This window comes from Stenotrophomonas sp. YJH_SMC_25 (assembly GCF_059369595.1).
The window spans coordinates 1-15,714 of the sequence record NZ_JCAFSV010000021.1 but is presented as its reverse complement, the minus strand read 5'-3'; the positions used below and the strand labels follow the sequence as shown (position 1 = coordinate 15,714).

General features: G+C 66.6%; 12 protein-coding genes. 5 read left to right on the top strand and 7 right to left on the bottom strand.

Annotated features, from left to right (window positions below; genetic code table 11):
- Positions 1 to 42: 42 nt before the first annotated feature.
- On the bottom strand, positions 43 to 1,212 hold the full coding sequence (locus tag AC5P7E_RS19760) for a PQQ-dependent sugar dehydrogenase (protein WP_043035504.1): 1,170 nt from the start codon (positions 1,210 to 1,212) through the stop codon (positions 43 to 45).
- Between the two features lie 186 nt (positions 1,213 to 1,398).
- On the opposite strand from AC5P7E_RS19760, the gene yiaA reads away from it, so the two are divergent.
- Positions 1,399 to 1,851, top strand: a complete 453-nt coding sequence (yiaA, locus tag AC5P7E_RS19755; protein ID WP_005407812.1) for an inner membrane protein YiaA — start codon at positions 1,399 to 1,401, stop codon at positions 1,849 to 1,851.
- Between the two features lie 87 nt (positions 1,852 to 1,938).
- Here the strand turns inward: yiaA and AC5P7E_RS19750 are convergent, their stop codons facing one another.
- The 6 genes from AC5P7E_RS19750 to AC5P7E_RS19725 all read right to left on the bottom strand — a co-directional run bounded on the left by AC5P7E_RS19750 (position 1,939) and on the right by AC5P7E_RS19725 (position 8,332).
- On the bottom strand, positions 1,939 to 2,262 hold the full coding sequence (locus AC5P7E_RS19750; RefSeq protein WP_005412038.1) for a hypothetical protein: 324 nt from the start codon (positions 2,260 to 2,262) through the stop codon (positions 1,939 to 1,941).
- A gap of 110 nt (positions 2,263 to 2,372) precedes the next feature.
- Entirely contained in the window at positions 2,373 to 3,674 is a 1,302-nt protein-coding gene (locus AC5P7E_RS19745; RefSeq protein ID WP_005407814.1) for an APC family permease, read from the bottom strand.
- Positions 3,671 to 4,432: a L,D-transpeptidase family protein gene (locus AC5P7E_RS19740; RefSeq protein ID WP_076739836.1), complete on the bottom strand. Its 762-nt coding sequence runs from the start codon at positions 4,430 to 4,432 to the stop codon at positions 3,671 to 3,673. The genes AC5P7E_RS19745 and AC5P7E_RS19740 overlap by 4 nt, the downstream gene beginning before the upstream one ends.
- Positions 4,433 to 4,447: 15 nt before the next feature.
- Entirely contained in the window at positions 4,448 to 5,296 is an 849-nt protein-coding gene (locus AC5P7E_RS19735; RefSeq protein WP_049459316.1) for a MurR/RpiR family transcriptional regulator, read from the bottom strand.
- Between the two features lie 505 nt (positions 5,297 to 5,801).
- Positions 5,802 to 6,896 carry a dipeptide epimerase gene (locus AC5P7E_RS19730; RefSeq protein ID WP_005407817.1) on the bottom strand — a complete coding sequence of 365 codons (1,095 nt, stop codon included), beginning with the start codon at positions 6,894 to 6,896 and terminating at the stop codon, positions 5,802 to 5,804.
- Positions 6,893 to 8,332 (bottom strand): C40 family peptidase, encoded by a 1,440-nt coding sequence (locus tag AC5P7E_RS19725; RefSeq protein ID WP_005407818.1) that lies wholly within the window; start codon positions 8,330 to 8,332, stop codon positions 6,893 to 6,895. Before AC5P7E_RS19725 ends, AC5P7E_RS19730 begins: the two co-directional genes overlap by 4 nt.
- A gap of 132 nt (positions 8,333 to 8,464) precedes the next feature.
- Between AC5P7E_RS19725 and AC5P7E_RS19720 the strand changes: the two genes are divergently transcribed.
- From AC5P7E_RS19720 to AC5P7E_RS19705, 4 genes are read left to right on the top strand one after another with little or no spacing between them, the layout of a single operon-like run.
- The gene (locus AC5P7E_RS19720) at positions 8,465 to 9,937 is read left to right on the top strand and encodes a transglutaminase-like domain-containing protein (RefSeq protein WP_099524496.1); all 1,473 of its coding nucleotides are present in this window, start codon (positions 8,465 to 8,467) and stop codon (positions 9,935 to 9,937) included.
- A gap of 51 nt (positions 9,938 to 9,988) precedes the next feature.
- Positions 9,989 to 13,012 carry a TonB-dependent receptor gene (locus tag AC5P7E_RS19715; protein WP_114619154.1) on the top strand — a complete coding sequence of 1,008 codons (3,024 nt, stop codon included), beginning with the start codon at positions 9,989 to 9,991 and terminating at the stop codon, positions 13,010 to 13,012.
- A 55-nt stretch (positions 13,013 to 13,067) separates the two neighbouring features.
- On the top strand, positions 13,068 to 14,621 hold the full coding sequence (locus tag AC5P7E_RS19710) for a serine hydrolase domain-containing protein (RefSeq protein ID WP_114619155.1): 1,554 nt from the start codon (positions 13,068 to 13,070) through the stop codon (positions 14,619 to 14,621).
- Positions 14,554 to 15,267 (top strand): M15 family metallopeptidase, encoded by a 714-nt coding sequence (locus AC5P7E_RS19705; protein ID WP_049440784.1) that lies wholly within the window; start codon positions 14,554 to 14,556, stop codon positions 15,265 to 15,267. The genes AC5P7E_RS19710 and AC5P7E_RS19705 overlap by 68 nt, the downstream gene beginning before the upstream one ends.
- The last annotated feature ends 447 nt before the right edge of the window (positions 15,268 to 15,714 follow it).

Here is a 15,714-nt window from a genome sequence, read left to right as displayed (position 1 = left end):
GGCCGTTGCGGACAAACGTGCCGGCCAGCGGCCGGCACTACCTCAGGTGCTCGGGGTGAGCTTCAGCAGGCGCGCCTTGCTGCCGTCTTCCAGCAGCCACAGGGCGCCATCCGGGCCCTGTTCCACTTCGCGGATGCGCTCGCCCATGTTGAAGCGTTCGGCTTCGCGCGCGCTGTCGCCGTCGAAGGCCACGCGCACCAGCGAGGTGGAGGACAGGCCGCCGATGAAGCCGCTGCCCTTCCACTGCGGGAACAGGTTGCCGCTGTAGATCACGAAGCCGGCCGGCGAGATCACCGGCGTCCAGGTCACCTTCGGCGCGGCGAATTCCGGGCGGGTGCTGTGGTCGGGAATCGGCCGGCCGTCGTAATGGTCACCATTGGAAACGATCGGGTAGCCGTAGTTGGCGCCGCGCACGATCAGGTTCAGTTCGTCACCGCCGGCCGGGCCCATCTCGTGTGCCCACAGCTTGCCGTTGGCATCGAAGGCCATGCCGAGGATGTTGCGGTGGCCCAGTGACCACACCTGCGCGGCCACGCCGCCCTGCGAGGCGAATGGGTTGTCGGCGGGCAGGCTGCCATCATCGTTGAGGCGGATGATCTTGCCGAGGTTGCCGCCCATGTCCTGCGCCGGATCGAACTTCTGGCGCTCGCTGGAGCTGATCCACAGCTTGCCGTCCGGGCCGAAAGCAAGGCGATGGCCGTAGTGGCCTTCACCACTCACCTTCGGGCTCTGTCGCCAGATCACCTTCAGGTCCTTCAGCTGGCCGGCACCGTTGGCATCCAGCGCCAGCGTGGCACGGGCCACGGCAGCGCCGCGGGTGTCCAGCGTGCCTTCCTCGGCATAGCTGAGATAGATCACGTGGTTGCTCGCGAATTGCGGGTGCAGGATCACGTCACCGAAGCCGCCCTGGCCGCCGTAAGCAACCTTCGGAACGCCGGTAATCTCGTGCTTCTGGCCGCTGGCCAGGTCCAGGTGCTGCAGCTTGCCGCGCTTTTCAGTGACCAGCAGGCTGCCGTCCGGCAGGAAGGTCATCGCCCACGGCTGGTCGAACCGGCTGATTTCGGTGGCGGTGAACGGGCGCTGGTCGGCAGTGGTGGAGGCTGCGGGCGCTGCGGTCTGGGCGCCGTTGGCGGCCGGGTCGGCGGCATTGCAGGCGGAGGTGGCAAGGATCGGCACCAGGCCGAGGGCGAGCAGCAGGGGCGTGCGGGTCATGGGTATCTCCAGGGCGGGGATGCGGATGGCCGGGCTGTCCCTTGTATACCAGCTGTCCCTTGTATACCACTGGCGTCGTGAGCGTCGTGGCCCGAAGGTCCTGCGACCCCTGTGCGAGCGCGGCGGGATCGTCTAGGGTGGGCACGCCCGGGCAAAGCGTGCCCGTCTGCGTGCCAAGGATCTGCAATGAACACTGCCATGCCCCACAAGCCCTCCACCGCCTTCATCGCCGCCTCATGGGTGGCCCTGCTGCTGGGTGCGGCGGCCTACCTGATCGGTCTGTTCAACGCCACGATGGCGCTCAACGAAAAGGGCTACTACCTGACCCTGCTGCTGTTCGGCCTGTTCGCGGCGGTGTCGCTGCAGAAGAGCGTGCGTGACCGCGTCGAGGGCATTCCGGTGAGTGGCCTGTACTACGCGCTGTGCTGGTTCGCACTGCTGTCGGCGTTGATGCTGCTGCTGGTTGGCCTGTGGAATGCCACGCTGGCACCGAGCGAGAAGGGCTTCTACGGCATGGCGTATGCACTGTCGCTGTTCGGCGCGGTGGCGGTGCAGAAGAACACCCGCGACCTGATCGCCGCCGGTGGCGGTGAGAGCAAGCGTAGCGCGGTCGTGCCGCCGCTGCCGGAACAGGAGTGAATGTGTAGAGCCGGGCCCATGCTCGGCTGTCCTGCGGCGTTTGTGGAGTCGAGCCGAGCGTAGGCTCGGCGCGACAAAAGCGTGGCGCTATCGCTTCAACAACGGATCCGCCTGCTGCGCGTCCTCCCAGCCACGGCGCACGGCATTGCGTGCCTGCGCCCATTCCAGCCGGCTGCGGCCACGCTCGCTGGCCCAGCGCGACTCCAGTTCAGCTTCGACCTGTTCGTAGGCGCGGATCATGTCCTGCGCACGGGCGGCATGGCCGATGCGGTAAGCCGGTTCATAGTCCTCGAAGAACAGCTGGTCGTCGTAGTACGGTTCGGCGGTGTAGCGTTCGCGCCAGTAGTTGCTGACCGCATCGCGCGGCGTGCTGTCGTCCGGTACGCGGCCGGGGATCTGGTACTCGGTCATGGAAGGCTCCGTTGTGGACGAAGCCTGATCCTGCCTGCGTGGCGGTTAACGGCCCGGTCCGGCAGCGTGATCACCAGATCAATCCGCCGGGCATGGCCCGGCGCTAACGGTCATCCGGCGTCGGCATCTTTTCGCGGCAGCTTGTAGATCACCGCACCGATGGCGAACGCCACCAGCGCAGCAGCGATGTTCTGCCAGCTGGCACTGGCGAACAGCGCCAGGCACAGCAGCAGCGCGAGTACCGGAATCAGCGGGCCACCCGGCAGTTTCAGTGCGCCCGGCCGGTCCGCATAGCGCTTGGCCAGCACCAGTACCGCAGCGGCCGTTCCGATGTAGGCGAACAGGCGCGTGGTCATCGACAGCAGGGCCAGCTGCACGAACGAACCGGACAGGGCCAGGCCCAGCGCGATCAAACCCTGGCACAGGATCGACGCGGCTGGCGTGTGGAAGCGCGGATGCACCTGCGCCAGGATCTTCGGCCCATAGCCATCGCGGGCCAATGCGAACAGGAAGCGTGGGCCCATCATCATCGTGTTGCTGTTGGTGCCGAGGATGGAGATGGTCGCGCCTACGGTGAGGATCAGCGCCAGTGCTTCGCCGCCGAAGCCGGCAGCGGCATCGGCCAGCGGCGTGGCCGAGCTGGCCAGGCCGGCCAACGTGCCCTGTGCCACCACCTGCACCGCGCCGTAGATGACGGTGACGGTGATGATCATGGTGATCAGCGCGAACGGAATATCGCGACGCGGATTACGGTACTCGCCGGCGGCGGCCGGGATGTTCTCGAAGCCGGCGTAGGCGTACAGCAGCAGCAACGCGGCCTCGCCCATGCGCTGCAGGTCGTGCGGGTCGGGGCGCTGGCCGGAGAAGGCCAGCTGCGGGTCGATATAGAACGCACCGATGGCCACGAACAGCAGCAGCGGCAACATCTTGCCGATCACCAGCACCACGCCGGTGCGCGCGGCCGAGCGCACGCCGATGATGTTGACGCCGGTGAGGAAGCCCAGCGACACCACGATCACCGCGATGCGCCCCATGCCGGCACCGGCCCACGGCCAGAAGCGCGCGACCGCATCGGCCAGCGCGTTGCTGAGTGCGGCCGCCGAGCTGATGCGGGTCAGCCAGATCATCCAGCCGATCTCGAACCCGGCGAAGCGCCCGAACGCCTCGCGTGCATACAGGTAGCTGCCACCGGGCTCATCGAAGTAGCTGGCGGCCTGCGCGTAGCACAGCACCAGCAGGGCGACCACGATGCCGGCGGCGACCACGCCCCACAGGCTGAAGGGGCCGAGCAGGGCGACGGTGGCGGCCGGCAGCAGGTAGATGCCGCTGCCGATCACATCGTTGATCGACAAGCCGACGATCTGCCAGCGGCTGACCGCGCGCTGCAGCTGCGGTTCGTCCTGCGCGCTCAACGGGCGTCTCCACGCAGTGCGGGCAGTTGCCACTGGGCCTGCAGGCGCGTGTACTCGGCGCGCGGCAGCAGCACGAAGCGCGGCGCATCCTGCGGCCGCAACCAGTCCAGCAGGGCCTGCATGCGGGCGTGCGGCATAGCGGTGCAGCCGGCCGTGGCCTCACCGGGTTGGCGCCACAGATGGGCGAAGATGCAGCTGCCCTTGCCGGGCTGGTTGTCCGGGTTGTGGGCGATCACGAAGCCTTCCTGGTAACGCACGTCGCCCCTGTTGTGCAGATCCAGACGCATCGGCTCGGTGGAGCCTTCCACAGCTGCCTTGCCGACCTTCTTCGCGTCGACGATGCGGTTGTAGAACGGCGACGCCGGCACATCCATGCAGTAGCTGCTGTCGAGCATCGGCTGGTACGGCATGGCGGTGCCGGGGCGGGTGACGGCATAGCCGAACGCGCTGCCGAGCGCGAACACGCCTGCCGGGCTGCGGCCATCGCCTTCCTGCTTCTGCGGGCCATCGGCCTGCGCCGGGTGCAGGCCCAGGCCCCAGGCGCTGCCGGTGCGGCCCAGTGCCACCGGGAACGCCTCTCCATGTGCATGCCAGCCCTTGCCATCACGCACATAGGCCTGCAGCTGGCCCTGTGTGCTGTCCCAGCTTTCGCTGGTGACCACGATCAGCTGGCGCGCACCCTGCAGCGGCGCAGCGTGGACGGATACCGCCGCGGCAAGCAGCAGTGCAGCGGTAGCGAGACGGACCAGCGATTTCATCAACAGGTGCTCCGGTCAGGAATCCAGCAGGTGGTCGATCCGCTCCAGGTTCACCGCCAGCTGCTGCTGGCGGTCCGGATTGGTGTGGCAGAGCAGCACGAACAGGAAATCGAGCAGGGCGTGCATGGCGCTACGGTACAGCAGCTGCGCGACCTGCGGCGTGCGTTCGTGCGCACACACCACCAGCGCTGCGTCAGCATGCGCGCGCAGCGGGTTGGCGGTATGGCGGGTGATGGAAATCACCTTGCCACCCATGTCCTGGAACTGGCGCGACAGCTGCGAAAGCTGAGGCAGGTTGCCGAATTCGGAGAACACCAGCAGCGCATCACCGGGGCGCGCGGCCGACAGGTTGGCCAGCATCAGGATCGGGTCGGTATGCGGCACCACCAGCAGGCCGAGCAGCGACAGCCGCATGGCGAACTCGCGCGCGAACAGGCCGTCGTCGCCCAGGCCGTACACGAACAGCTTCGGCGCGCCGTCGAGCAGCTGCACGATGCGCTCGATCTCCTCGCGCGGGTTGGCCTGGCGGGTTTCCTCTTCGGCCTGTGCCTTGCTGCGGCGCAGGGTGTCGCCCAGGCGCAGGTAGTCGTCGCCGCTGTCGGGTTCGCTGGGGGCCTGCTGCGGATCGGCGCCAGCACGGGCGACATCCTGGCCGATGGAGTACTTCAGGTCCGGGTAGCCCTTGAAGCCGAGCTTCTGGCTGAACTTCACCACGCTGGACTGGCTGATGCCCAGCGCGCTGGCCAGCTGCTGGGACGAGTAGTCGCGCAGCAGGTGGGCGTTGTCGAGGATGAAGTCGGCGATGCGGCGCTCGATGGCCGACATCTGCCCGCGCTCGGAACGGATCTTCAGCAGGGGCGGCATGCGGGGTGTCCGGACATGGATAGGCGCGTTGCGGTTGGCAGCATAGGGCAGATTATGTGGTGGCTCGGGCGGACGGGGTTTGCGGGGGACGCCGCAAGTACGTCCGTGTAGGCTTGGCCGCCGCATCCATGCGGCGGACACCCCCGCAAGCCCCGCCCGCCCGACCCCGGACAGATCGCGCGCGTGCCAGCCGCGAAGAGGATACGAGGTAGAGCAGAAGCAGGAGCATCCACGCGTGGCGTGGATCTACCCGGAGCTGTCGTTGAGTCCGCCTTCAAGCGAGCCGAGCACCGCAGGTCCGGCGAGGGCGAAGAGGCGCGGGTGTTTGAGCGCAGCGAGTTCCGCGCCGTCCCTCGACGGACCGAGGAGCGCAGGGTACCGGCGTGCGCAGTACGTCGGCTCGCGGCCGGCGGAGCGTTTCTTTTGGTTACTTTTCTTTCCGCGGAAAGAAAAGTAACGCGCGACCCAGGATCAGTTGAGGACCAAGCCAGCCGCAAGGCGCAAATCACCCCAGCATCTCCAGCCCGCGTACTTCGGTGATGCCCAGCCCCGGCACGTCGCTGATGCTGATCTCCGATTCGTTGAAATGCACGCCGCCGCTGACCGGGTCGAACTGGCCCAGCGAGGGACCGTCGAGGTCAACCTTGGTGATCACATCACTCTTGGCCACGGCCAGGTGCACGGCGGCGGCCACGCTGATGCTCGATTCGATCATGCAGCCGATCATGCACGGCACGCCGTAGATGCCGGCGATGTCGGCGATGCGGATCGCATTCGACAGGCCGCCGGTCTTCATCAGCTTGATGTTGATGATGTCGGCCGCGCGCTGCTGGATCAGGTCCATCACCTGGCTCGGGCTGAACACGCTTTCATCGGCCATCACCGGCGTGTTGACGCGATCGGTGACGTACTTCAGGCCGCTGATGTCAGCCGCCTTCACCGGTTGCTCCAGCAGCTCCAGCACCACGCCGGCCTCTTCCAGCGTACGCATCGCATGCACCGCCTGCTTGGCGGTCCAGCCCTGGTTGGCATCCAGCCGCAGCAGGGCGCGGCCTTCCACGGCGGCATGGATGGCCTTGACCCGTTCGATGTCCAGGCCGATGTCCTTGCCGACCTTGATCTTCAGCGACTCGAAGCCGCGTTCGATCGCCGACAGCGAATCGGCCACCATCTTGTCGATGTAGTCCACGCTGATGGTGATGTCGGTGGTGATCACCGGGTCGCCGCCACCGAGCATCTGGTACAGCGGCGCACCGTGCAGCTGCGCCCACAGGTCGTACAGCGCGATCTCCACCGCTGCCTTGGCGCTGGTGTTGCGCTCCATCGCGGTCTGCACCAGCGTGCACAGATGGTTGAGGTTGACCACGTCCTGGCCGATCAGGCGCGGGGCGATGAAGTGGCGGATCGCTTCGACGATCGAGCCGTGCGTATCGCCGGTGATCACCGCGGTGGCCGGGGCCTCACCGTAACCGGTGTTGCCGGTGTCGGTGCGGATCAGCACCACCACGTCTTCCACGGTTTCCACCGTGCGCAGGGCAGTCTTGAACGGCGTCTTCAGCGGCACGCGCAGCATGCCCAGTTCGATGGCGGTGATCTTCATTCAGGAGTCTTGGCCCGCAGGCGCTGGATGTTGGTGATGCGGTCGATGTAGCGGACGGTATCGCTGGCCATCATCGGCTCCAGCGGCGTGACCGAAACACCATTGAGATGGGCCTGCACACGTCTGCCGTCGGCACCGAACCAGCTGCCGCCCGCCGTATCGTGGATCACCCAGGTGTGGCCGTCGACGTGGCCAATGGCCATCATCACGTGGCCGGGGATGTAGACCAGGTCGCCGACCTGTAGTTCGGTGACCGCACGGTCGCGCGCGGCCTTGCCGACCTTGTCGGTGAACGGCAGGCGATCCAGTGCCGGGCTGACCGCCTGTGCACTGGTATTGCGCGGCAGCAGCACGCCGAAGCTGCGGTAGATCTCGGAGACGAACCCGCTGCAGTCACGGGTGTCGTAGTCATGGCCCCAGCCGTAGCGTTCGCCCAGGAACTTGAAGGCCTGCTGCAGCAGCAGACGCGGGGTCAGTGGCAGGTAGTCGGCGGCGGTGTCCTGCGAGCGCGGCAGCAGCGCCGGTACGAGCTTCAGACGCCCATCGGCCTCGCGCACCGGCAACTGCACCACCCACGAGGCATGCGCCTGCTGGCCGTTCACGGGTTCTGAAGCGGGCCAGTCGGCCAGCACCGGCAGGCGTACGCCCATGTCCAGCTGCAGGCGCGATACGCGCGGTTCCTCCGGGGTGTAGGCGGTCTGCGCGGTGGCGCCGGTGACAATGCGGTACGGGCCCTTCGCGCCATAGCCGAGCACCGTGGCCTTGTCGCCGCTGGCGATGGCGTCGGCTTCGATCCACGCGCTGTAGCGCTCGCTGTGCACGAACAGCCAGCGGCCGTCGGCACTGCGGTGAACCACCGCGACCTTGTCGCCGGGGAACAGCGCCGATTCCTGGAAGCGGTCGATGTCGGTGTCACCGGCGGTGCTGAAGACGCGCTCGCGGGTGGGGAAGGTACGCAGTGCCGCGCGCTTCACCACCAGCCCATAGGCCGGTGCCACCTGGGCAGGAATCGCATCGAGGCCGAGGTTGGCTTCGATGCCGCTGCGCAGCGCGGGAGCGATGGCCTGGCCCGTCTCGTTGAACAGTGCACGCGTGGGCCAGCTGGACAGCGCGCTGATGCTGGCACGCACCGTCGCCGCATCAAGCTGGGCGGGCAGTGTGGCGATGTCCTGGATATGGTTGTCCTGCACCCGCATCCGCGCGTTCTGCGCCTCGATCTGCGCGCGATCCAGAATCGGCGCATCAGCGTTGTCCAGGCGCGCGGCCCAGTACTGCGGGGTGAGGTAGGCCTCGTGCAGGCCGATCACATAGGGCAGCGGCGCACCCGGGTCGGGCGGTGGTGCCGCCTGTGCAAAGGCTGGTGCGGCCAGCAGGCACAGGGCCAGGGTCAACCGGCGCGGCCAACGCCGGTGCGGTTCGCGGGAAGCCAGGCTCATGCGGTGCACACCCTCCTCGAATGCCTGTTGGAATATTTATTCCTTTTGGCATCGAAAGCAAGAATAAATTATTGACCGGCATCCCGGCCCGTGTTACACAGCCGTTACCACCCGCGCTGGGGAAGTGTCGCTGTGGATCCTGCCGTTCGCAAACCGCGTCTGCCTGCTGCTGCCGGCCTGTGTGCCGCGCTGCTGCTGTGGGCGTCGGCCACGCAGGCGGCAGACGGGCGCAGCAGCCAGCAGCGTGCGCGCGAAACGCAGGTGATCGACCTGATCGACAGCGGCCGCTTCAGCGACGCCGATGCGCTGCTGGCGACCGGGAGCGATGCTGCCGAAGGCGCGTTCCAGCGTGAGCGCATGCGCCGCATCCGCCAGGATTTTTCCCTCGACGAAACCGCCGCCAAGGCGGCCGTGCGCCGCTGGATTCCCGACCTGACCGACGAGGAGTTCGCGCGCTGGGATCAACTCGGCCTGATCGAGCATCTCGATATCGATGGTACGCGTCGGTATTTCAAGCGCGCGCCGTCGAACCTGTTCCTGCTCAGTGACGAAGCACGCGCACGCCGCCGCGCGGATGCACCGATGCCGGCGCCGGGCCCGAACGAAGTGCTCAACGCGCACCACGCGCGCGTGCTTGCCGCAGCCGAACAGAGTGGCCAGGCGTCCGTATTGCCGCAGCGCATTGAGTTCACCCAGTCGCTCACGGTGAAAGCCGATGCCGTCCCGGCGGGTGAAACCGTACGCGCCTGGATTCCATACCCGCGCGAGATCCCGGGCCAGCAGGAACAGGTGCAGTGGCTGGGCAGCGCCCCGGCCAAGGCACGGGTGGCACCGGCCAGTACCCTGCAGCGCACCGCCTATCTGGAAGCCAAAGCCGTAGCCGGCAAGCCGACCCGGTTCGAGATCCGCTATGCGGTAACGGTCTTCGCGCGACACACCGCGATCGATCCCGCGAAGGTGCAGGCCACCCCGAATGATCCCGCATTGAAGCCCTATCTGGCCGAGCAGCTGCCACATGTGCGCTTCACCCCGGCGCTGAAGCTGTTCTCCGACCAGGTGCTGCAGGGCGAGACGCGCCCCTATGAAGTGGTGCGCAAGCTGTTTGCTGCCGTGGACCGCATTCCATGGGCCGGTGCGCGCGAATACTCGACGCTCAGCAACATCAGCGATTACGGGCTGCGCGCCGGCCATGCCGACTGTGGCCAGCAGACCCTGCTGCTGATTGCGCTGCTGCGCATGAACGGCATTCCTGCACGCTGGCAGTCGGGCATGGTGTTCTCCGACGATGGCAGCGGCTACAACAACCTGCATGACTGGGGACAGGTTTACCTGGCGCCATACGGCTGGCTGCCGATGGACGTGACCACCGGCGCGCTTGCCAGCGATGTGCCTGCACTGCGCGATTTCTATCTGGGTGGCCTCGACGGCTACCGCATTGCTTTCAACGACGATTTCGGCCAGCCCTTCGTGCCGGCCAAGCAGCACTTCCGCTCGGAAACGGTCGACTCGCAGCGCGGCGAGGCCGAGTGGGCAGGCGGCAACCTGTACTTCGACCAATGGAGCTACGACTTCCAGTGGCGGGTACTGCCAGCCAGGCAACGCTAGCGCGACACATCGCATTCCACACCATTCAATTCTTGCAGGAGAGAGCAGGGGATGAAGGCTTACAGCATCAAGCGGGCGGCGTTGTGCGTCGCCCTCGGGGCGTGTCTGGGCGTAGTGCTGCCCGGTATCGCGATGGCACAGAACGTGAGCGGTGCAGTCGCCGGCCGTGCAACCGCTGGTGACCAGGTGACCGTGGTCAGCAGCAGCACCGGCCTGACCCGTACCGTCACCGTAGGCGCCGATGGCAGCTACCGCCTCGGCCAGCTGCCGGTGGGTGACTACCAGCTGCAGCTCAGCCGCGATGGCCAGAAGCTGGGCGACCAGGTATCGGTGAGCGTTGCCGTCGGCGGCACCACCACGGTCAACCTGGGCAGCGGCGGCGGTGTCACCAACCTGGATGCACTGCAGGTGGTTGGCACCCGCGTGGTCAACCGCGTGGATGTGTACTCCACCGAAACCTCGTTCAACATCAACCGCCAGGAGATCTCGCGGCTGCCGGTGGCGCAGGACCTGTCCGCGGTCGCGCTGATGGCGCCGGGCGTGGTCGGCGGCAACTCGTCATTCGGAGGCCTGTCGTTCGCGGGTTCATCGGTGGCCGAGAATGCGGTCTTCATCAACGGCCTGAATGTCACCGACATGTATACCCGTCGTGGCTTCAGCACCGCGCCGTTCGCCTTCTTCAAGGAATTCCAGGTCAAGACCGGTGGCTACTCGGTCGAGTTCGGCCGCTCCACCGGTGGCGTGATCAATGCAGTGACCCGTTCGGGCAGCAACGAGTTCGAAGGCGGCGTTGAAGTCACCGCCGAGCCCAGTGCGTGGCGCGCCAGTGGCGGCGATCATTTCCACCGCGACGGCACCCCGCATTCCTACGGAAGCCGCGACAACAACTCCTTCCTGAAGACCAACGTCTGGGGCTCGGGGCCGATCGTCAAGGACAAGCTGTTCCTGTTCGCGATGTACGAGGACCGCAGCGACAAGGGCCACAACACCTCGTCCGATGGCAGTACCTGGTTCAAGAACGACTCCGGCAACGGCTTCTGGGGCACCAAGCTGGACTGGAACATCAACGACAACCACAGCCTGGCGCTGCTGGCGTTCTCCGACGAGGGCGATGTCACCAATGCGTCGTACGGCTACAACTGGAATGCGGACCGGATCGGTTCCTGGGGCGGCGACTCGGTCACCGAGACCGGCGGCCGCAACTGGTCGGCCACCTACACCGGCCACTTCGGCCAGAGTTTCACCGCGCGCGCCATGGTCGGCCAGAACAAGCAGCGTGCCTTCACCAACTCGTCGCTGGACCAGGCCTGTAGCCCGGTGTTCACCGACAGCACCTACGGCCCGCGGCTGGGCAAGCTGCAGGGGCTGCGCGCGGGCTGCCACCCGACCGGCGCGGCGGTGGCCGAGCGCGATGACACCCGCGATGTCGCGCGCCTGGATTTCGAATGGCAGCTCGGTGATCACCTGCTGCGCTTCGGTGTCGACCGCGAACTGATGACCACCAAGCAGTCCACCCGTTATCCAGGGCCGACCGAGCTGAGCTACACCGCCTACGTGGCGCGCCCCGGCGATGAAGTGTGGGATGGCGCAAACGCCTACGTACCGGCTGGCGTCACCGAGATGCTGCGCGCTCGCAACCGCCGCTCCGGCGGCACCTTCGAGACCGAGGCCAATGCCTTCTATCTGGAGGACATCTGGAACATCACCCCGAACCTGATGCTGAACCTCGGCGTGCGCTGGGACCGCTTCGAGAACCGCACCGCCGCCGGCAAGGCGTTCATCAAGATGGACGACCTGATCGCGCCACGCGTCGGCTTCTCGTGGGACATGCGCGGTGATGGCAGCACCAAGCTGTTCGGCAACGCCGGCCGTTACTACCTGCCGGTCACCAACAACATCAACGTGAACTTCGCCGGTGGCCTGACCGACGAATACAGCTATTACGTGCTGAACGGCTGGGAGCAGAAAACCTCGCCGACCGGTTCGCCGTACATGGCACCGATCGTCGGCCAGCAGATCGGGCTGACCGACACCCGCATGAACACCGGCGGTGCCGACCTGCGCCAGAGCGTGGACCGCGACCTGAAGGCGGTCTACCAGGACGAATACATCCTGGGCTTCCAGAACATGATCAACCAGGCCTGGTCGTGGGGCGTCAATGCCACCTACCGGCGCATGACCCGCGCGCTGGATGACATCCGCATCAACTACACCCCGTGCGGCCCGACCCCCAGCACGCTGTGGCCGATCGCCAACCCGGGCGAGAGCCTGACGATCTGGGGCGACAAGAGCATCGGTTGCGCCAACGAAGGCTGGATCACCATCGACACCGCCAACAGCGGCTATCGAAAGGGCGGCAGTGGCGAGGTGATCGGTTACTCCAAGCCCAAGCGCACCTACAAGGCGCTGGAGTTCCAGATCGACCGTGCGTGGGACGAGAAGTGGATGTTCAACGCGTCCTATCTGTGGTCCAAGAGCGAGGGCAACTTCGAAGGCCCGGTGAACTCCGATACCAACTACGGCGACACCGGCATGGTGCAGTTCTGGGACCACCCGGCCACCAATGAACGCTATGGTGTTCTGTTCAACGACTTCCGCCATCAGTTCAAGCTGCGTGCCGCGTATGCGCTGAACAAGCAGTGGTCGTTCGGCACCACGCTGCAGGTGCAGTCCGGTGGCCCGATCACCGCCTACGGCGTGATGTGGCCGAACGACTCCATCGCCGGTGGCAGCACGTCCAGTGAAGGCAGTGGTGGTGGCACCGGTTGGCTGTGCGTGGCCAACTGTTCGGGCCCGTACAACCAGCGCCAGTTCGAGTACAGCCCGCGCGGCGCGTTTGGTCGCCTGCCGTGGACCTGGACCATGGGCGCCAACGTGACCTGGCGCCTGCCGGTGGAGGGCATCGACCTCAGCGCCCGGTTGTCGGTGTACAACCTGTTCAACAACCAGAAGACCATCAACGTGCACCAGCGCTACGAGGCGCAGCCCGGCCAGTATCGCGAGGCGACGTTCGCTACCGGTACGCGCTGGCAGGCACCGCGCTACACCCAGCTGGTGGTGACCTGGAACTTCTGAGGCCACGATCCGCGCCGTCCACCGTGACGGCGCGGGCAATGGAGGGGCTGCCCGCATGCACCACCTGCTGATCCTCGCGGCGGCACTGGCCGCAGCGTCCGCTTCGTCGGTCGACAGTGCAGCCATCGAGGCCGACATCGCGACCGTGGTCCGGGCCGAGCATCTGCCCGGGCTGGCGTTGGCGGTGGTCGAGGATGGACAGGTGGTCCATCGCCATGCAGAGGGGGCGCGCGGCGATGGCGGCCGCATCAACGAGGACACGCTGTTCAAGATCGCCTCCAACAGCAAGGCGATGACCGCTGCGCTGCTGGCGAGGTTGGTGCAGCAGGGCACGCTGCGCTGGGATGATCCGGTGCAGCGGCATCTGCCGGGCTTCCGCATGCACGATGCGTGGGTGGGCGAGCAGATGCAGGTGCGCGACCTGCTGATCCACAACAGTGGCCTTGGCCTGGGCGCCGGTGACCTGATGCTGTGGCCGGAGCCGAACGCGTTCACCCGCGCCGACATCATCGCCGGCTTGGCGCATCTCAAGCCGGTCAGCAGCTTCCGCAGCCACTATGCCTACGACAACCTGATGTATGTGGTGGCCGGCGAAGTGGCGGCGGCAGCGGGTGGCAAGCCGTATGACCAGCTGATGCGCGAGCAGGTGTTCGAACCACTGGGCATGACGCGCTGCCAGGTGGGTGCGTGGTCGGTGAAACGCGTGGGCAACGTGGCACAGCCGCATGCCTGGCGTGGTGAACGCAACGAGGTGGTGAACGCCGATGCTGCGATCAGCCCGGACCTGCCCTCGATGGCGGCGGGAGGCATCCGTTGTTCGCTGCGCGACATGACACGCTGGATGCAGGTGCTGCTCGATCCCGCGCTGGTGCCGGACTGGCTGGGCAGCGAGCAGCGGCGCACGCTGTGGACCCTGCACATGCCGATGCCGTTGGGTGAACGCCAGAGGCGCTGGGACAACGCGCATTTCTACGGTTATGGATATGGCTGGCGGGTGTCGGACATGGACGGGCAGTGGAAGGTGGCGCATACCGGCACGTTGTCGGGCATGTACTCGTCGCTGGCATTGCTTCCTGACCGCAGGGTCGGCGTGGTGATGCTGATCAACGGCGAAGGCGAGGATGCACGCACGGCGCTGATGCAGGCCACTCTGAAGCGCTTCACCGCACCAGACGATGCGCGCCCTGCGATGGAGTACCTGGCCGAACTGAAGGCTGACCGGGCAGCGCAGGCAGCATCTGGCCATCAACGGCCAGCAACCACCGCCGCACAGCCGGCACGCGGCAATGACCTGCCGCATTGGCAGGGCCGCTACTCCGACCCTTGGCTGGGCCCGGCTTCGCTGTGCCCGGGCAAGGATGGCCTGCGCTTCAGCGTGGACAAGTCGCCCAGGCTGCAAGCGGCCGTGCTGCAACTGCAGGGGCGCTGGCTGCTGCGCTGGGATACGCTGGGTGACGAGGCGCAGGCGTGGCTGCAGCCGGGCCAGGGCCCGGCGCCGACACTGGACCTGCGCGCCATCGATCCTGACATCGACTTCAGCTATGACTTCCAGGACCTGCATTTCACTCGTACTGGCGACTGCCCTGGCGGCGACCGCCAACGCCGCTGAGCCACCGCGCGTTTCGCCGGCCACTGATGCGGCCAGCGCCGGATTGGTGGAGATCCGCACGTTGTCGCCAGGCATCGACATGGACATCCGATACGCCAATGCCAACAACTTCACCGGCGCGCGCGTGCCCGGCTATGAGGCGCCGTCCTGCTACCTGCTGGCGCCCGTGGCGAAAGCGCTGGCGCAGGTAGAACAGGATCTTCGCGCGCAGGGCTTTGGCTTGCGCCTCTACGACTGCTACCGGCCGGTGCGCTCGGTGCAGGCCTTCATGGCCTGGGTGAACGATCCGCGCGAACTCTCGCGCAAGGCACAGCAGTACCCGGACCTGGACAAGCCACGGCTGCTGGCCGACGGCTACATCGCCGAGCGCTCTGGCCATAGTCGTGGCGCCACGGTTGATCTTGGCCTGCTGGATTGCCGCACTGGCGCCTGCACGCCGCTGGACATGGGCACCGACTTCGATTTCTTTGGCCCGCGCGCGCATACCCGGACGAGCGGGCTGAGCACTGTGCAGCAGGCGAACCGCCAGCAGCTGGTGCAGGCGATGGCACGCCACGGCTTCGTCAACTATCCGCAGGAGTGGTGGCACTACACCCTGCAGCCCGAACCGGATCCCGGCACCGCGTACGACGTCCCGGTGCGGTAGGGGTATCGGCAGGGCTGCGCCCTGCACCCGCGGTAGTGCCGGCCGCTGGCCGGCAACATCAGACGCAACAGCAACAGCGTGCGTTCCGTGGGTTGGCTGGGCGGTGCCGGAGTGCGGGGACGCCGTAAATCCGTCCATGGAGGCTTGGCAGCCGCATCCATGCGGCTGACACCCCGCACTCCGGCACCGCCCAGCCTCTGACAGTTTCCCGCGCGGTCCGTTGTAGAGCCGAGCCCATACTCGGCTGCTCTTTGTTCATCGGCTGCTTTTTGTTCAATCGTCGAGATACTCGATTTCGATGGAGATTCATCCACGCATGGCGTGGATCTTATCTCTTGCCAATCTGGCACCTTGGGTGCCGAGAGCCCGGCGTGGGCGACCGTGTGGATCCAGGTCTTGCGACCGAGAAGTAGCTTGGGTCCCCACGCCGGATTCTCCCTGAACCGC